General features: G+C 63.1%; 15 protein-coding genes. 9 read left to right on the top strand and 6 right to left on the bottom strand.

Annotated elements, in window-relative coordinates:
- Positions 1–106: 106 nt before the first annotated feature.
- Positions 107–1,294 (bottom strand): MFS transporter, encoded by a 1,188-nt coding sequence (locus DSC91_RS27840; RefSeq protein ID WP_167470523.1) that lies wholly within the window; start codon positions 1,292–1,294, stop codon positions 107–109.
- 283 nt (positions 1,295–1,577) lie between these two features.
- Between DSC91_RS27840 and uvrA the strand changes: the two genes are divergently transcribed.
- From uvrA to DSC91_RS27825, 3 genes are all read left to right on the top strand, one after another.
- Positions 1,578–4,451, top strand: a complete 2,874-nt coding sequence (gene uvrA, locus DSC91_RS27835) for an excinuclease ABC subunit UvrA (RefSeq protein ID WP_115781797.1) — start codon at positions 1,578–1,580, stop codon at positions 4,449–4,451.
- A gap of 34 nt (positions 4,452–4,485) precedes the next feature.
- Entirely contained in the window at positions 4,486–5,571 is a 1,086-nt protein-coding gene (locus DSC91_RS27830) for an AI-2E family transporter (RefSeq protein WP_115781796.1), read from the top strand.
- A gap of 228 nt (positions 5,572–5,799) precedes the next feature.
- Entirely contained in the window at positions 5,800–7,026 is a 1,227-nt protein-coding gene (locus DSC91_RS27825; protein ID WP_115781795.1) for a PepSY-associated TM helix domain-containing protein, read from the top strand.
- A 95-nt stretch (positions 7,027–7,121) separates the two neighbouring features.
- Here the strand turns inward: DSC91_RS27825 and purU are convergent, their stop codons facing one another.
- From purU to DSC91_RS27800, 5 genes are all read right to left on the bottom strand, one after another.
- Positions 7,122–7,991 carry a formyltetrahydrofolate deformylase gene (gene purU, locus DSC91_RS27820; RefSeq protein ID WP_115781794.1) on the bottom strand — a complete coding sequence of 290 codons (870 nt, stop codon included), beginning with the start codon at positions 7,989–7,991 and terminating at the stop codon, positions 7,122–7,124.
- Positions 7,992–8,105: 114 nt separating this feature from the next.
- Entirely contained in the window at positions 8,106–8,984 is an 879-nt protein-coding gene (locus DSC91_RS27815) for an NUDIX hydrolase (protein ID WP_115781793.1), read from the bottom strand.
- 80 nt (positions 8,985–9,064) lie between these two features.
- Complete coding sequence (locus tag DSC91_RS27810) at positions 9,065–9,679, bottom strand: LysE family translocator (RefSeq protein ID WP_115781792.1); 615 nt, start codon at positions 9,677–9,679, stop codon at positions 9,065–9,067.
- A 45-nt stretch (positions 9,680–9,724) separates the two neighbouring features.
- Complete coding sequence (locus tag DSC91_RS27805; protein ID WP_115781791.1) at positions 9,725–10,291, bottom strand: adenine phosphoribosyltransferase; 567 nt, start codon at positions 10,289–10,291, stop codon at positions 9,725–9,727.
- A 155-nt stretch (positions 10,292–10,446) separates the two neighbouring features.
- Positions 10,447–12,450, bottom strand: coding sequence for a monovalent cation:proton antiporter family protein (locus DSC91_RS27800; RefSeq protein WP_115781790.1), 2,004 nt, complete (start codon positions 12,448–12,450; stop codon positions 10,447–10,449).
- Between the two features lie 161 nt (positions 12,451–12,611).
- Between DSC91_RS27800 and kdsD the strand changes: the two genes are divergently transcribed.
- From kdsD to DSC91_RS27770, 6 genes are all read left to right on the top strand, one after another.
- Complete coding sequence (gene kdsD / locus DSC91_RS27795; RefSeq protein ID WP_115781789.1) at positions 12,612–13,595, top strand: arabinose 5-phosphate isomerase KdsD; 984 nt, start codon at positions 12,612–12,614, stop codon at positions 13,593–13,595.
- Positions 13,595–14,155 carry a KdsC family phosphatase gene (locus DSC91_RS27790; RefSeq protein ID WP_115781788.1) on the top strand — a complete coding sequence of 187 codons (561 nt, stop codon included), beginning with the start codon at positions 13,595–13,597 and terminating at the stop codon, positions 14,153–14,155. The genes kdsD and DSC91_RS27790 overlap by 1 nt, the downstream gene beginning before the upstream one ends.
- Complete coding sequence (gene lptC / locus DSC91_RS27785; protein ID WP_115781787.1) at positions 14,152–14,760, top strand: LPS export ABC transporter periplasmic protein LptC; 609 nt, start codon at positions 14,152–14,154, stop codon at positions 14,758–14,760. The genes DSC91_RS27790 and lptC overlap by 4 nt, the downstream gene beginning before the upstream one ends.
- Before the next feature lie 20 nt (positions 14,761–14,780).
- Complete coding sequence (lptA, locus tag DSC91_RS27780) at positions 14,781–15,452, top strand: lipopolysaccharide transport periplasmic protein LptA (protein WP_115781786.1); 672 nt, start codon at positions 14,781–14,783, stop codon at positions 15,450–15,452.
- Positions 15,449–16,234, top strand: a complete 786-nt coding sequence (lptB, locus tag DSC91_RS27775) for an LPS export ABC transporter ATP-binding protein (protein WP_115781785.1) — start codon at positions 15,449–15,451, stop codon at positions 16,232–16,234. Before lptA ends, lptB begins: the two co-directional genes overlap by 4 nt.
- Before the next feature lie 185 nt (positions 16,235–16,419).
- Entirely contained in the window at positions 16,420–17,937 is a 1,518-nt protein-coding gene (locus DSC91_RS27770) for an RNA polymerase factor sigma-54 (RefSeq protein ID WP_115781784.1), read from the top strand.
- The last annotated feature ends 34 nt before the right edge of the window (positions 17,938–17,971 follow it).

Here is a 17,971-nt window from a genome sequence, read left to right as displayed (position 1 = left end):
CTGTTACGGGCGGCGCGGCAACACACGGTTCGCGTCTCATGGCCGGCAGGCCGGAGACCAGAACTGCGCCTCTGCCCGCCGCCGGGTGAGTTCTGAGTAAGCCTTTTTACGCCTTGCGCGGCGGCTGTTTCATCTGTGCGGCGATTATAAGCCAGCACAAAACAAGGCCCGAGCATGTAAAGAAAACGGCGCTCTGACCGTCCACTTTCAGCAGCCAGCCGCCGATCACGCCGCCCAGCGCAAGACCGATCGACTGAGTGGTGTTGTACACGCCGGCCGCCGCGCCCTTGCGGGTTCCCGGCGCCAGTTTCGACACCAGCGAAGGCTGCGACGCTTCGAGAATATTGAAGCCGAGAAAGTACACAAAGAGGATCGCCGCCACACTCAGAATCGTATGCGGTGCGACGCCCAACAACAACTGTCCGATCAGGATAAGACCGATCGCGGACAGCAGCACGATTTTCATTTTTCCGCGTTTTTCCGCGGCGATGATCGCCGGCACCATCATCACGAAGGAGAGGCCCATCACCGGCAAATACACCTTCCAGTGCGACGCGACCGGCAGGCCGCCGGCTTCGAGAATGCGCGGCACGACGAGGAACAGCGCGGTTTGCGTGGCGTGCAGCACGAGCACGCCGAAGTTCAGGCGCAGCAGTTCGACGTTATGCAGCACCTCGGCGAACGGCGCGCGCACGTGCACAGGCTTGGGCGCATCCGGCACGACCCACAGCACGAGGCCGATCGCCAGAATCGAGAAAATGCCGACCAGCGTGAACAAGCCGCTCATGCCGACCCACTGGAACACGATCGGCGCACCGACGATCGCCACCGCGAACGAAACCCCGATACTCCCGCCGACCATCGCCATCGCCTTGGTGCGATGCTCTTCGGCGGTGAGGTCGGCGATAAACGCGATCACCGCGGACGACACCGCACCCATGCCCTGAATCACCCGGCCGACGATGATCCACGTCATGTCGTGCGCGCCCGCCGCGACGAAGCTGCCGAGCGCGAAAATCAGGAGCCCGGTCGCAATGACCGGTTTGCGGCCGACCTTGTCGGAAATCCAGCCGTAGAAGATGTACAGCATCGACTGCGTCACGCCGTACGCACCGAGCGCGATCCCCACCAGCAGCACGTTGTCGCCGCCGGGAATGGTCTTCGCGTAGATCGAGAACACCGGCATGATCATGAAGAGACCGAGCATGCGCAGCGCGAAGATCGCGGCGAGCGACACGGTCGCGCGCATTTCAGGCGCGCTCATGCGTGAGGATGTAGCGGACGGATTGGACATCGGGAGCGTTCTTTGAATGAGCGGGGCGGCAAACATACGGCGCGGCGTTCGGGCCGGCGGCCTTGCCAGACGCTCGTCCGGCGCCTCGCGGCGCCTTGTACTCGCGGAAAATGGCCCCAGTTAGACCTCTTTCCCGCAGCGCTGGACCGCTGCCTTACAGCTTGCCTCGCACCTTCTTCGGGCTGTCAGGAAGCCGTAACGGCGGTCTTGAAAAGTCGTTATAGTAGCAGGTTTAGCCTCTTCCTCTTTCCGCCAGGTCACGGGCCAAGTCTTGGAATAACGCGTGGAACAAATCCGTATCCGTGGGGCTCGCACCCACAACCTGAAGAACGTCAATCTCGACCTCCCACGTCACAAGCTCGTCGTGATTACCGGCCTATCCGGCTCGGGTAAATCGTCGCTGGCGTTCGACACGCTCTATGCGGAAGGACAGCGGCGCTACGTGGAAAGTCTCTCCGCCTACGCCCGCCAGTTCCTGCAATTGATGGAAAAGCCGGACGTCGATCTGATCGAGGGCCTGTCGCCCGCGATCTCGATCGAACAGAAGGCGACCTCGCACAATCCGCGTTCCACGGTCGGCACCGTCACCGAAATTCACGACTATCTGCGGCTGCTGTTCGCCCGCGTCGGCACGCCGTACTGTCCGGACCACGAAATTCCGCTGGAAGCGCAAAGCGTCTCGCAAATGGTCGACGCGGCGCTCGCCTTGCCGGAAGAGACCCGGCTGATGATCCTCGCGCCGGTGGTGGCGAACCGCAAAGGCGAGCACGTCGAACTCTTCGAGGAAATGCAGGCGCAGGGCTTCATCCGTTTTCGCGTCCGCTCGGGCGGCGGCACCGCCAACGAAGGCGTCGCGAAAATCTATGAAGTCGACTCGCTGCCGAAGCTCAAGAAAAACGACAAGCACACCATCGACGTGGTCGTCGACCGTTTGAAAGTGCGCGGCGATATGAAGCAGCGCCTCGCCGAATCGTTCGAAACGGCACTGCGTCTCGCCGACGGCCGCGCGATCGCGCTGGAAATGGATACGGACAAGGAGCATCTGTTCAGCTCGAAGTTCGCCTGCCCGGTCTGTTCGTACTCGCTGCAGGAGTTGGAGCCGCGCCTCTTCTCGTTCAACAACCCGATGGGCGCGTGCCCGGAATGCGACGGCCTCGGCCAGATCACCTTCTTCGATCCGAAGCGGGTCGTCGCGCATCCGTCGCTGTCGCTGGCGGCGGGCGCGGTGAAGGGCTGGGACCGGCGTAACCAGTTCTACTTCCAGATGCTGCAAAGTCTCGCGGCGTTCTACGAGTTCGACATCGACACGGCAGTCGAAGACCTGCCGGAGAAAGTCCGCAAGATTCTGCTGTTCGGTTCGGGCAAGCAGGAAATTCCGTTCTCGTACATCAACGAGCGCGGCCGCACGTCCGTGCGCGAGCATGTGTTCGAAGGGATCATCCCGAATCTGGAGCGGCGTTACCGCGAGACCGATTCGGTCGCGGTGCGCGAAGAACTCGCCAAGTATCAGAACAACCAGCCCTGCCCCGCTTGCGCCGGCACGCGGCTGCGCCGCGAAGCGCGCTTCGTGCGGATCGGTTCGAACAGCGACGCGCGCGGCATCTTCGAAATCAGCGGCTGGCCGTTGCGCGACGCGCTCGGCTATTTCCAGACGCTGCGGCTCGAAGGCTCGAAGCGCGAGATCGCCGATAAGGTGGTCAAGGAAATCGTCGCGCGCCTGATGTTCCTGAATAACGTCGGGCTCGATTACCTGTCGCTGGAGCGCAGCGCGGAAACGCTGTCGGGCGGCGAAGCGCAGCGGATTCGCCTCGCCTCGCAGATCGGCTCCGGTTTGACCGGCGTGATGTACGTGCTGGACGAGCCGTCGATCGGTCTGCATCAGCGCGACAACGACCGGCTGATCGCCACGCTCAAGCACTTGCGCGACCTGGGCAACTCGGTGATCGTCGTCGAGCACGATGAAGACATGATTCGCATGGCCGACTACGTGGTCGACATGGGGCCGGGCGCGGGCGAGCACGGCGGCATGGTGATCGCCGAAGGCACGCCCAAGCAGGTCGAGGCGAACGCGGCATCGATGACCGGGCAATACATGTCCGGCGCCCGCAACATCGAATTCCCGGACGAGCGCAAGGAACCGGACGAGCGGCGTTTGCGCATCGTCGAGGCGTACGGCAACAATCTGCAGCACGTCTCGCTGGATCTGCCGGTCGGCCTGCTGACCTGTGTGACCGGCGTATCCGGTTCGGGCAAGTCCACGCTGATCAACGACACGCTGTACCACGCGGTGGCGCATCACCTGTATGGCTCGTCCACCGAGCCGGCGCCGTACGAATCGATCGAAGGTCTGGAGCATTTCGACAAGGTCATCAACGTCGACCAGTCGCCGATCGGCCGCACGCCGCGCTCGAATCCGGCCACCTACACGGGCCTCTTCACGCCGATCCGCGAACTGTTCGCGGGCGTGCCGTCGGCGAAAGAACGCGGCTACGAAGCGGGCCGCTTCTCGTTCAACGTGAAGGGCGGCCGCTGCGAATCCTGCCAGGGCGACGGCGTGCTCAAGGTGGAAATGCACTTTTTGCCGGACGTGTACGTGCCCTGCGACGTCTGCCACGGCAAGCGCTACAACCGCGAAACGCTCGACGTGCAGTACAAAGGCAAGAACATCAGCGAAGTTCTCGACATGACGGTGGAGAGCGCCTACGAGTTCTTCAAGCCGGTACCGGTCGTCGCGCGCAAGCTGAAAACCTTGCTGGACGTGGGTCTCGGCTATATCCGGCTGGGCCAGTCGGCCACGACCCTGTCGGGCGGCGAGGCCCAGCGCGTCAAACTTTCTTTGGAACTGAGCAAGCGCGACACCGGTCGCACGCTATACATTCTCGACGAGCCGACCACCGGTCTGCACTTTCACGACATCGCACTGCTGCTGGAAGTTATTCATCGTTTGCGAGACCAGGGTAATACCGTCGTGATCATCGAGCATAATCTCGATGTAATAAAGACCGCCGACTGGGTCATCGATCTCGGCCCCGAAGGCGGAGCCGGCGGCGGTCAGATCATCGCGCAAGGCACGCCGGAGCAGGTTGCCAGGTCGAAGGCAAGTTTTACCGGTAAGTATCTGGCGCCTCTGCTGAAACGCACTGCCAGTAGAAAGTAACGCTGCACAACACGGGTTGGAGACGGAATAAGCCATGGCCAAGCGGAATCAGGCGCGCGACGACGGGCAAGTGCAGGACCTACGCCCACGCCCGGTCAGGCTGACTAGCGACATGAGCCTGCCGAATCTCTCGGCGGTCGAAATCGGCAGTTACGCGTTGATGCTGATCGGAATGTGGGCGGTCATCGAGCTAAAGCTGCTCGGCGCCTTGCTCGCCGGGCTGCTCGTGTTTCAACTCGTGCACACCATCGCGCCGCGCATCGAACGGCATATGTCGAGCCAGCGCGCGCGCTGGCTCGCGGTGGTGATTCTGTCGACAGTGATAGTCGGCGCGCTGACCGGGCTGACGCTCGGCATCATCGAGCATTTCGAAAACGACTTCCCGAGCGTGCAGAAACTGCTCGACCAGGCGATGCAGTTGATCGACCAGGCGCGCGGCCGGATTCCGCAATTCGTCGCCAACTATCTGCCCGTCGATACCGAGCAGATGAAGACCAAGGCGGCGGAGCTGATGCAGACGCACGCAAACATGCTGCAGCAAAGCGGCAAGACTGCGGCGCGTGGTTTCACGCACATCCTGATCGGCATGATCATCGGCGCGATCATCGCGGTCGGGGCGCAGAAGCATATGCAACGGCTGCCGCTCTCCACGGCGTTCGTCACGCGCGTGACCCGTTTCGCCGACGCCTTCCGCCGCATCGTATTCGCTCAGGTGAAGATTTCCGCGATCAATGCGATCTTCACCGGCATCTTTCTGCTGGTGGTCCTGCCGATCTTTCACGACACGCTGCCGCTCTCCAAAACGCTGGTGCTGGTGACGTTCATCGTCGGCTTGCTGCCGGTGATCGGCAATCTGATCTCGAATACGATCATCGTCGCAGTGGCGCTCTCGGTGAGCTTTCCGGCGGCGGTCATGTCGTTGGTATTCCTGATCCTGATTCACAAGCTGGAGTACTTCCTGAATGCACGCATCGTCGGCGGTCAGATCGAGGCACGCGCCTGGGAACTGCTGATCGCGATGCTCGTGATGGAGGCCGCATTCGGTCTCCCCGGCGTGATCGCGGCGCCGATCTTCTATGCGTACATCAAGCGGGAATTGATTTATCTGCGGCTGGTGTAAGCGCCAATCAGCCTGCGGCGCAGGTTTGGCGGACGGGCGAAAAACGGCACTTCGGTGCCGTTTTTTTTGCACCAACGGTCTTCAGAAGGCCGGATCCACGCGGCGCCGACCGCTTACTAAAAACTTGCGGCAAGCCACCCGATTCACATAAGATGCGAACAATTCCCATTTACATGCCAGCACCGTGACTCGCCGTTTCCCCTCGTTTTCCATTCCGCCGGCTGACTTATGAGGCGGCAGTTCGTTCGCCTGCATCGCTGGTTCGGTGTCGCCATTGCGTTGTTTCTATTCGTCGCCGGCCTGACAGGCGCGATCATCGCGTGGGACCACGAACTCGATGCGGCGCTGAACCCGTCGTTCTTCAAAGCGCGCACCGCCGGCCCGGCGCTATCGGGACTCGAGTTGGCACGTCGCGTCGAAGCGGCTGATCCGCGCCTGCAGGTGACATATCTGCCGCTCGCCGTCGAACCCGGTCACACGCTGCAGATGATGGTGCTGCCGCGCCTCAACCCCGTCACGCAGCAGCCTTACCCGCTCGACTTCAACCAGATTGCCGTCGACCCCGTCACCGGCGGCATCCAGGGGCGGCGCGAATGGGGCGCCGTTTCGCTCGCGCGGCTCAATCTGATTCCGTTCATCTACAAGCTGCACTACACGCTGCAATTGCCGTTCACCGGCGGTATCGATATCGGCACGTGGTTGATGGGCATCGTTGGGATCGTGTGGCTATTCGATAGCGTGGTCGCCCTATGGCTGTCGTTTCCGAGCCTCAAGGCATGGCGCAAGTCGTTCGCGTTCCGGTTGGGGCGTGGCGGCTATGCGCTCACCTTCGATCTGCACCGGTCGGGCGGTGTGTGGATCTGGAGCTTGCTGGTCATCGTCGCGCTAACGTCGGTATCGATGAATCTCTCGGCGCCGGTCGTTCGGCCAATCGTGTCGCTGTTCTCGACGCTCACACCCAATCCGGTCAACAACCCCGAAATCCTGCGCGCACCACAACCCGGCGACCAGTTGCTGAGCCGTGAGCGCGTCGTGCAGCTGGCCGTGCAGGCCGGTAAAGCGCAGAACCTGAAGGTGCCGCCGGGCGGCCTCTACTACGCGGAATACCTGCACGCCTACGGCGTCGGTTTCTACGCAGCCGGTAACGATCACGGCGATATCGGCCTCGGCAATCCGTGGATGTATTGGGACGCGGCCACCGGCAAGCTGCTCGGCGCACAGATTCCCGGCAGAGGCACGGCGGGCGACATCTTCATGCAGGTGCAATTCCCATTGCACTCGGGACGTATCCTCGGTCTCGGCGGGCGGATTCTGATTAGCGCGGTGGGGATTATGGTCGCCGTGCTGAGCGCGACAGGACTGCTGATCTGGTTGAAGAAACTGAATGCGCGCCGCCGTTCGGCGCAAAACGCACGGCTCGCACAGGATGCGGGCGGCTCCGCGATACGGTCCTGATCCAACGAGCGCGCACCGCACTCATTCGGTGCGCGCTTGCAGCGAGGGCATGCGGCCACGGTTTGGCCACCCCGCTGCAAGCGCATCAACGACGCTTAACGAAACACCACCGTCTTGCTGCCGTTCAACACGACGCGATGCTCGGCATGCCACTTCACCGCACGGGCGAGCGTCACGCATTCGACATCGCGGCCAATCGCCGTCAGTTGCTCCGGCGTCATGCTGTGGTCCACCCGCTCCACGCCCTGCTCGATGATCGGACCTTCGTCGAGATCCGTCGTCACGTAGTGTGCCGTTGCGCCGATCAGCTTCACGCCACGATCGAACGCCTGGTAATACGGCTTTGCGCCCTTGAAGCTCGGCAGGAACGAATGGTGAATATTGATCGCGCGGCCGGCGAGCGATTCGCAAAGCTTCGGCGACAGAATCTGCATGTAGCGCGCGAGCACCACCAGATCGGCTTGATGCTCGTCGATCACCTCGAGCACGCGCGCTTCCTGCGCGGCCTTCGCGTCGGGCGTGCCGCCCATCAGCGGGAAGTGATGGAACGGAATGTCGTAGCTGGCCGCGAGCTGATAGAACTCCTTGTGGTTCGAGATGATCGCTGGAATCTCGATGCCCAATTGACCGGTGCGATAGCGGAACAGCAGGTCGTTCAGGCAATGGCCGATCTTCGACACCATGATGACGACGCGCGGCTTCAGCGACGCATCGTGCATTTCCCAGCGCATGCCGAACTGTTCGGCGAGCGTGGCGAACGACGTACGCAGCACGTCCAGGCCCGGATCGCCGCCGACCTGCTGGAAATGCACGCGCATGAAGAACTCGCCGGTGCGGCTGTCGCCGAACTGCGCGGAGTCGAGAATATTGCTGCCACGCTCGAACAGAAAGCCCGAAACTGCATGGACGATGCCGGGCCGGTCGGCGCACGACAGTTTGAGGATAAAGCTGTGATCGGTCGACATGACCTGGGTGACTCCCTTCTTCAGTGCGTAGTTTGTTCGGTGTGTCTTATTCGATGCAGCGTGCTACGGCGTGATCCGGCTCGTTCGCCGCACCCGTGCCCGGCTGCCTGGCGCTCACGCAAGCACGGGCGGGGCAAACAGCGTCTCGATGCCCGCACACGCGTCTTCATCGATCCAGCGGCGGCGCAACAGGCAATCCAGCGTGGCGAGACTCGCATCCACGGTCATCGCGCCTTCCTCGATCCAGCGCGCCACTTCGTCGATGCGTGCGAGCCGGTGCTCACCCACTTCGCCGTCCTGATTGCGCGGCGCGAAATCAGCGGGCAGCGCGAGGTCGTAGATAAAAATCTGTTCGGCCTGCGTGCCTTCCGGCAACGATTGCAGCACATGCGCGGTGCGGCCGGCCGTTGCGCGTGCGGCGATCTCCTCCGGAATGCCGGCTTCTTCCCAGCACTCCTTGATGATCGTCGCCTCGATGCCGAAGCCCCAGCCGATCCCGCCTGCCACGACATTGTCGAGCATGCCCGGGTCGGTGGCCTTGGTGTCGCTGCGGCGCGCGATCCATAGCTGCGGGGCGGCCATCCGCGGGGTGGCCGTCCGCAAGGCACCATCCGCATATTCTACGACGCCGTTCAGATGCACCGCGTAGGTCATCGTGCCGAAGAAGCGCGACGCCGCGCGTTCGATGTAGGCAAGCGGCGGCGCATCGAACGCATTGCGGATCGCGTAAGTCTCGTTGCGCCAGCCAGGAATACGGCCCTCGGCGGCAAGTGCGCCGATCACGGAACCGAGCGCCGCACTGCGTAGATCGACGGTGTTGAAGGCCGGCGCGAGCGTCACGCGAGCACTGCTGATATCGAACACATCGGGCCAGCGCGCGAGCAAGGGGACATCGGTCGAGCGAATCCACCCGATCTGTTCGGCGCCGATCCAGAACGGCAGATGGGCGTCTACGTCGAAGCGGCGCGCGGCAGTGATGCAAGGCAAAGTCATTTAATTAAAGCTCCAAACGGGTCCGCGGTCACGCTCGGTGGGTTCGAGCCGCGACACCCGTCCCAATCGATTCATTCGCGTCAATCGCGCAAGGCAACGCGAATCCCGATCGCGATGAACGTCGCGCCGGCGAGCCGGTCAAGCCACACGCCCACGCGCGGCCGACGCTTCAGCCAGCCGCCGATCATCCCCGCGCACACGCCGAACAGCGAAAACACCACGACGGTCTGCAACATGAACAACACGCCGAGTTCGAGCATCTGCACCGTGACGCTTTGCGTGCCGTGCGGCTGCACGAATTGCGGCAGGAACACGACGAAGAACAGCGTCACCTTCGGATTCAGCAGATTGCCGAGCACGCTCTGACGGAACACCGCCATCAACGGTTGCGGCGCACGCTCGTGCGCAGTGGCGAGGCCCTGGCTGCGCAGCGCCTTGATGCCGATCCAGACCAGATAAGCAGCGCCGGCCAGCTTGATCGCTTCAAACGCAACGGGCGACGAACGCAGCAACGCGGCCACACCAAGCGCGGCCAACGTGGTGTGAAACGTGATGCCCGCGGCAAAGCCGAGTGCGGCAACGAGGCCCGCCGCGCGGCCTTGCGAGATGCCGCGCGCGAGCACTTGCAGATTGTCGGGGCCGGGCGCCATCGTGATGGCGATCGAGGTCGCGAGGAACAACAGGAAGTTGGGCATCTTTCTTACCTTCTTTGTGTGCAGGAAGAAGTTGGCATTCAGCGCTCAATGGCCGCCGAACTCAGTCACCGTATAGAGCGGCAAGCCCGCTTGGCGCAATAGGGCCGAGCCGCCGAGGTCAGGCAGATCGATAATCGCCGCCCCTTCCATCACCACCGCGCCGAGCCGCTCCAGCAGAATCTTGCCTGCCATCATCGTGCCGCCGGTGGCGATCAGATCGTCGATGATCACAACGCGGTCACCCGGCTTGCAGGCGTCCTCGTGAATCTCGACGGTCGCGGTGCCGTATTCGAGCTCATAGGATTGCGCGACCCGCTTGTACGGCAGCTTGCCCTGCTTGCGGATCGGAATGAAGCCGAGATTGAGCTCGTAAGCCAGAATCGGCCCGAAGATGAAGCCACGCGCGTCCAGCCCGGCAACGTAATCGAGCTTCGCGTCGATATAGCGCTGGACGAACAGATCGATCAGCACGCGCAGCGACTTCGGCTCCTGCAGGAGCGGCGTGATGTCGCGAAACTGCACACCCGGCTGCGGCCAGTCGGGCACCGTGCGGATGTGGCTTTTGATGTAGTCGGCCGCATCGAGCGGCGCGCTCGCAAGCGCGTTGGACATGATGTCTCCGGATGGACCTCGATGGGTCCGATGAAAGGCTAAATCAGGTGCGGGCGCCAGGTGCAGCCAGCCAAGTGCTGCCGGCCAGGCGCGGCCGGCAACATCGGCCTCACGAAACCACGCCGAGAGCAACGCCACGCCCGCCGGTCCCGCTGCTAGGCCGCGGCGGCGCCCGCGCGGCGATGCTTCGAGAGCAGCTCTTCGGCTTCGGCCAACTGTTCGGGCAGCCCCCGCAACACCACGATGTCGCTCGCGCGCAGCTTGGTGGACGGGTCCGGCTCGACGCCGCGAATGCCATGCCGGCGAATCGCCGTCACTTCGACGCCCAGTTCGAACAGGCCCAATTCCGCCAGCGTTCGGCCCACGGCGTCCGAGTTTTCGTCGACCGGCACCGATTGTAGCCGCACCTGTTCGTGGCCGTCCTCGTCTTCCATGTCGTCCGCGCCGTGGAAATAGCCGCGCAGGAGCGCATAGCGCTCGTCGCGCATTTCCTCGACCCGCCGCACCACGCGCCGCATCGGCACGCCCATCAGCACCAGCGTGTGCGAGGCCAGCATCAGACTGCCCTCGACGATTTCCGGAATCACTTCGGTCGCGCCGGCGGCCAGCAGCTTCTCCAGATCGGCGTCGTCGACGGTACGAACGATCACCGGCAGCGTGGGCTCCAGTTCGTGAATATTGTGTAACACGCGCAATGCCGACGGCGTGTTCGCGTAGGTAATGGCGATCGCCGCGGCGCGATGGATACCGGCGGCCAGCAGCGATTCGCGCCGCCCCGCATCGCCGAACACCACGGACTCACCCGCCGCCGCAGCCGCCTGCACGCGATCGGGGTCCAGGTCCAGCGCGACATAGGACAGACCTTCATGCTCCAGCATGCGCGCCAGATTCTGCCCCGCCCGGCCATAACCGCAAATGATCACGTGGCCGCTTTGCTTCAGGCTCTGTGTCGCGATGCGCGTCATCTGCAAGGACTGCATCATCCATTCAGTCGACGACAGCCGCAGCACGATTCGATCCGCGTTCTGGATCAGGAACGGCGCGGCGAGCATCGACAGCAACATCGCCGCGAGAATCGCCTGCAACAGGGTGGCGTCGACGAGATGCTTGTCGAGAATCAGATTCAGCAGCACGAAGCCGAACTCGCCGGCCTGCGCCAGGCCGATACCGGTGCGCATCGCGACGCCCGGCGACGCACCGAAGAGGCGCGAAAGTCCGGTCACCATCACCGCCTTCAGCAGGATCGGGCCGACCAGGAAGCCGAGCACGATGAACGGATGCTCCCAGATCACGCGCGGATTCAGCAGCATGCCGGTCGTGACGAAGAAGAGGCCCAGCAGCACGTCGCGAAACGGCTTGATGTCCTCTTCCACCTGATGCCGGTAAGGCGTTTCGGCGATCAACATGCCGGCGATGAACGCGCCGAGCGCAAGCGACAGACCGAATTTGTCCGTGATGAACGCCGCACCGAGCGTGACCAGCAGCAGATTGAGGATGAACAGTTCCTGCGAACGCCGGCGCGCCACCACGTTGAACCAGCGCGTCATGAAGCGCTGCCCCACGATCAACAATAGGGCCAGCGCCACGACGATCTTGATCGCGGCCACCCCGAGCGCGCTGACGAGATCTTTCGAATCGCCGCCGAGCGCGGCGATGACGATCAATAGCGGCACCACCGCCAGATCCTGGAACAGCAGCACGCCGAAGATGTTGCGGCCGTGCTCGGTTTCGATCTCGAGCCGCTCGGCCAGCATCTTGCTGACGATCGCCGTCGACGACATCGCCAACGCGCCGCCCAGCGCCACGCTCGCCTGCCAGGTGATGTGCACCCAGCGCTCCAGCACGAAGCCGAGCGAAACCGCCACGGCAATCGTACCGATCACCTGCAATAGCCCGAGGCCGAACACCAGCCGGCGCATGGAGCGCAATTTGGAAAGCGAAAACTCCAGCCCGATGGAAAACATCAGGAACACAACGCCGAATTCAGCCAGGTTCTGCGCGCCCGCCGAATCCGGAATCAAACCGAACGCATGCGGCCCGACGACGATGCCGACCGTCAGATAGCCGAGCATCGGTGGAAGATTCAGAAAGCGAAAGATCACCACGCCCGCCACGGATGCCAGCAGCAGGAACAGCGTCATTTCGAGCGGGGAAATCATCGGCAAAAACGCATCAGTAAAGCGTCCTCGTTCGTCAGCGGAACCGCGCACGAGAAAAGCCGTGCGACAAGGTTGAGGGGCCGGTAAAAGGGCTGATGAAGGCAGCGGCTTGGCACAGCAGGCCCGGCGCGGCGAACAGGCGCCTTTGCTATACTCCGCGAATGATAGCGAAAATCAATGGCGACCGGGCACTCGCGCTCGCTCGTGACGTGCTCGACATCGAAGCGGACGCCGTGCGCGCGCTTCGCGATCAACTCGACGATGGTTTCGTCGGGGCGGTCGACTTCATCCTGGGCTGCCGTGGACGCGTTGTCGTTTCCGGCATCGGCAAATCCGGCCACGTGGCCCGCAAGCTCGCGGCCACGCTCGCCAGCACCGGCACACCCGCCTTCTTCGTTCACCCGGCGGAAGCCAGTCATGGCGACCTCGGCATGGTCACGACAGACGACGTGTTCCTCGCGCTGTCCAATTCCGGTGAAACCGAAGAACTCGTGGCGATCCTGCCGCTCATCAAGCGGATCGGCGCGAAGCTGATTGCGATGACGGGCCGCCCGTCGTCGAGTCTCGCACAACTGGCCGACGTGCATCTGAATTCTGGCGTGTCAAAAGAAGCCTGTCCGATGAATCTTGCGCCCACCGCCAGCACCACCGCCGCGCTCGCGCTCGGCGATGCGCTCGCCGTCGCGGTGCTGGACGCGCGCGGCTTCGGCCCGGACGACTTCGCCCGCTCGCATCCGGGCGGCGCGCTCGGCCGGCGCCTGCTGACTTATGTGCGCGACGTGATGCGCACCGGCGACCAGGTGCCGAAGGTGACGCCAGACGCGACCGTGCGCGACGCGCTGTTCCAGTTGACCGCCAAGCGCATGGGCATGACGGCGATCGTCGATCGCAACGATCGCGTAACCGGCATCTTCACCGACGGCGACTTGCGCCGCGTGCTCGAACGCGACGGCGATTTCCGCGAACTGTCGATTGCCTCGGTCATGACCGCCGGCCCGCGTACCATCGGTCCGGATCAACTTGCCGTCGAAGCCGTGGAACTGATGGAACGCCACCGCATCAATCAGATGCTGGTCGTCGACGAAGCAGGCAAGCTGATCGGCGCACTCAACATGCACGACCTGTTCTCGAAGAAGGTGATCTGATGGCTGTCGCCCCCCTTACCGCCACTGAACGCGCCAGCCGCGTCAAGCTGATGATTTTCGATGTCGACGGCGTGCTGACCGACGGCGGCCTGCTGTTTACGGCGGAAGGCGACACGATGAAGGCGTTCCACTCGATGGACGGCCACGGCATGAAGCTGCTGCGTCAGGCCGGCATCGAAACGGCGATCATCACCGGGCGCAAGTCGGGCATCGTCGCGGCGCGGGCGAAGGAAATGAACATCACCCACGTCTATCAAGGCGTGCAAGACAAACCTCAGGCGTTCGCCGACCTGCTGAAGCAAACCGGCATGACGGCCGAGGAATGCGGCTATATGGGCGACGACTGGGTCGACCTCGGGGTGATGCTGAAGGTCGGTTTCGCGGCGGCGCCGGCCAATTCGCATCCTGAAGTGATCGCGCGCGCCCACTGGGTCAGCGAGGCGCGCGGCGGCCACGGTGCGGCGCGCGAAGTCTGCGACACCCTGCTGCGCGCGCAGCACAAATACGAGGCGCTGCTCGCGGCAGCCTGTAGCGGCGAACAGCGAGGCCTCGTCGGATGAATCGGTTTCGCTGGACCTCGCTGATTCCGCTCGTCGCGATGGCGGCGCTCGCCGGGATCACCTGGTGGCTGCTGCAAGCCACCCTGCCGCGGCAAAACGAAGGCGTGGTGCGCCCCAAGGAGCACACGCCCGACTACTTCGCGGACAACTTCTCGGTTTCCGAACTCGACCAGTCAGGTTCGACGCAGTACCGTCTGACCGCGCAGTCCCTGATCCACTACGAAGACGACGAACTGAGCGACCTGGTCAAGCCGGCCATGCGCGCGTTCCAGCCCGGCAAGCCGATCGTCACCGCGACCGGCGACACCGGCAAGGTGAACGGCGACGCCTCGATCGTCGATCTGTACGACAACGCGCGCATCCTGCGGGCCGCCGGCAACGGCGATCCGCAGATGCAGGCAGATTCGCAGCATTTTAGGGTGCTGGTCAACGACGATGTGATCGAGACCGAAAAGCCGGTTAAACTTCAGCGCGGCATGTCTGTGATGACTGCCAGCGGCATGAACTACAACAATGTCACCCGGGTAATGCAGCTGTTCGGCAATGTGAAAGGCGCGATTGCCGCGTCCGAAGGCTCCGTCAGCTCGCCCAAGCAACCCGGGTAATCCAATCCAGGCGTGACTGCATGAACGAATCGTTCCCCCGTTTTGACACCGGCCGCTCGCGTACCCTGTCCGCGTGCCGCGCCGGACTCGCTGCGCTGATCGTCGCGCTGCCGCTCGCCGGCTTCGCGCCGCTGGCCCACGCCGACCGCGCCGACAAGGACAAGCCGCTGAATGTCGAAGCGGACAACATGACGTACGACGACCTCAAACAGGTCAACATATTCACCGGCCATGTGGTCGCCACTAAAGGCACGATCGTGATCAAGGCCGATCGGGTCGAAGTGACGCAAGACCCGCAGGGCTATCAGTACGCCACCGGCACGTCGAGTGGCGGCAATCTGTCGTATTTCCGCCAGAAACGCGAAGGCCTCGATGAATACATCGAAGGCACGGCCATCCGGATCGACTACGACGGCAAGCAGGATCTGACCACGCTCACCACCAACGCCACCGTCAAACGCCTGCAAGGCCTCTCGACGGTGATGGACCAGGTGCACGGCAGCGTCATCACCTATGACGGCCAGAGCGACTTCTACACCGCGAAGGCAGGTAAGGACGTCGCCGGCCCGGGCAACCCGACCGGCCGCGTGCGGGCGATGCTGGCGCCGCGCAATGGCGGCGCTGCGCCGCTGACCGGCGCGTCGGCCACGCTCGCGCCGTCCACCACGATCCAGGGAGCACCGAATCAGTGAGTTCCTCCCCGTCCCTCCCGAATCGCAAACCGGCCGGCACCAGCAGTTCGCTGGTGGTCCGCAACCTGAAGAAACGCTACGGCTCACGCACGGTCGTCAAAGACGTCTCGCTCGACGTGAAAAGCGGCGAAGTGGTCGGCCTGCTCGGCCCCAACGGCGCCGGCAAGACCACCTCCTTCTATATGATCGTCGGCCTCGTGCCGCTGGATGCGGGTGAAATCGACCTGGACGGCAAGTCGATCAGCCTGCTGCCGATTCACAAGCGCGCGTCATTGGGTTTGTCGTATCTGCCCCAGGAAGCATCGGTGTTCCGCAAGCTCAGCGTCGAGGAAAACATTCGCGCGGTGCTGGAATTGCAGGTCGAAGAAAACGGCAAGCGGCTCAGCAAGGACACCATCACGAGCCGCACTGAAGCCTTGCTCGACGAACTGCAGATCGCTCACCTGCGTGAAAATCCGGCGCTGTCGCTGTCGGGCGGCGAGCGTCGGCGGGTTGAAATTGCCCGAGCGCTCGCCACCAATCCAAGCTTCATTCTGCTCGACGAACCGTTCGCGGGCGTCGATCCGATCGCTGTGCTGGAAATCCAGAAGATCGTCAAGTTCCTGAAGCAACGCAATATCGGCGTGCTGATCACCGACCACAACGTGCGCGAAACCCTCGGCATCTGTGATCACGCGTACATCATCAGCGACGGCAGCGTGCTGGCCGCCGGCGCGCCGAGCGACATCATCGAAAACGAAAGCGTGCGGCGCGTCTATCTGGGCGAGCACTTCCGCATGTAAGTACACAAAGGACTGCCGGCGGTGCGAGCGCGCACTCGCCGGTCCCTTTGCGGCACCTGCACATCAGCATTTTTGACCTGGGCCGTCCCGCGCCCAACGCCGCCGAAAACGGGCGCACGCGTAATTGCGGGTGTCGCAATGTATCGCGGTCGTGGCAAACTCTCTACAATGAATCTCAACTTGCCATGAAAGCCAGCCTCCAACTCCGCCTATCGCAGCATCTTGCGCTGACCCCGCAACTGCAGCAGTCCATCCGGCTGCTTCAGCTGTCCACGCTCGAACTGCAGCAGGAAGTCGCAATGGCGATCTCGCAGAATCCGCTCCTCGAGAATGAGGACGACTGGATCGCGAGTCCCCTGCGCGTGGCGGCCGACGGCTCGCTGATTACCCAGGCGCCCAATTCCTCCGCGCCGCCCGACCAGATGGGCGGCAATACGTCGTCTTCGTCCACCAGCAGCAGCGAGCGCGCCGACAACGGCGAGCCGCAGGGTGTCGACGAGTACAACGGCCTCGCCGGCGACAGCAACGGCGAAGCGTCGCAATGGGATCTGGGCGACTACGGCCGCTCCGGCAACGCCTCGGACGACGACGATCTGCCACCGCTGCAAATCCACGAATCGAGCACGTCGCTGCGCGATCACCTGATGGCGCAACTTCGCGTCACCCAGGCGAGCCAGCGCGACCGCGCGCTAATCACGTTTCTGATCGAATCGCTCGACGACGACGGCTATCTTGCCGCCACGCTCGAGGAAGTGCTGACCGACCTGCCTGAAGAGCTCGAGGTCGATCTCGACGAAATGAACGCCGCGCTTGCGCTGCTGCACAGCTTCGACCCGGCAGGGGTCGGCGCACGCTCGGCATCGGAATGTCTGAAGCTGCAATTGCTGCGGCTCGAACAGTCGCCTACGCGCACGCTTGCGCTCGACATCGTCGCCCACCACCTGGAACTGCTTGCGGCACGCGATTTCACGCGCCTGCGCAAGCACCTGAAGGCGAACGACGACGATCTGCGCGACGCGCATGTGCTGATCCGCTCGCTTGAGCCGTTTCCCGGCGCGGCCTACGGCAAGGCCGAAGCAGACTACGTCGTGCCGGACATCATGGTGCGCAAAACGGCACAGGGCTGGCAGGCGGAACTCAATCCGGAAGTGGTGCCGAAGCTGCGCATCAACCATCTGTACGCGAATATTCTGCGCAATAACCGGGGCGATCCTGGGAGCGGATCGTTGCGCCAGCAACTGCAGGAAGCTCGCTGGCTGATCAAAAATATCCAGCAGCGTTTCGAGACTATCCTCCGGGTCGCGCAAGCCATTGTCGAGCGTCAAAAGAGCTTTTTTGTGCACGGCGAAATTGCCATGCGCCCCTTGGTTTTGCGAGAAATTGCTGATACGCTGGGCCTACACGAATCAACTGTCTCCCGTGTGACAACCGGTAAATACATGCTGACCCCATTCGGGACGCTTGAATTTAAGTACTTCTTCGGATCACACGTTTCGACTGACACGGGCGGCGCGGCCTCTTCCACGGCCATTCGCGCGCTCATCAAGCAACTGATAGGAGCGGAAAACCCGAAATCTCCTCTTTCAGACAGCCGCATAGCCGAACTGCTGGCGGAACAGGGCTTCGTGGTCGCACGGCGTACCGTTGCGAAGTATCGCGAAGCGCTCAAGATTCCGGCAGTCAACCTGCGCAAGTCTCTGTAGCCCGCCGCCTCCCGCGACGGGCATTTACCGGCCG

Source organism: Paraburkholderia caffeinilytica (assembly GCF_003368325.1).
Taxonomy (GTDB): domain Bacteria; phylum Pseudomonadota; class Gammaproteobacteria; order Burkholderiales; family Burkholderiaceae; genus Paraburkholderia; species Paraburkholderia caffeinilytica.
The sequence above is the reverse complement of the archived record's forward strand: the minus strand, read 5'-3'. Positions and strand labels throughout refer to the sequence as shown.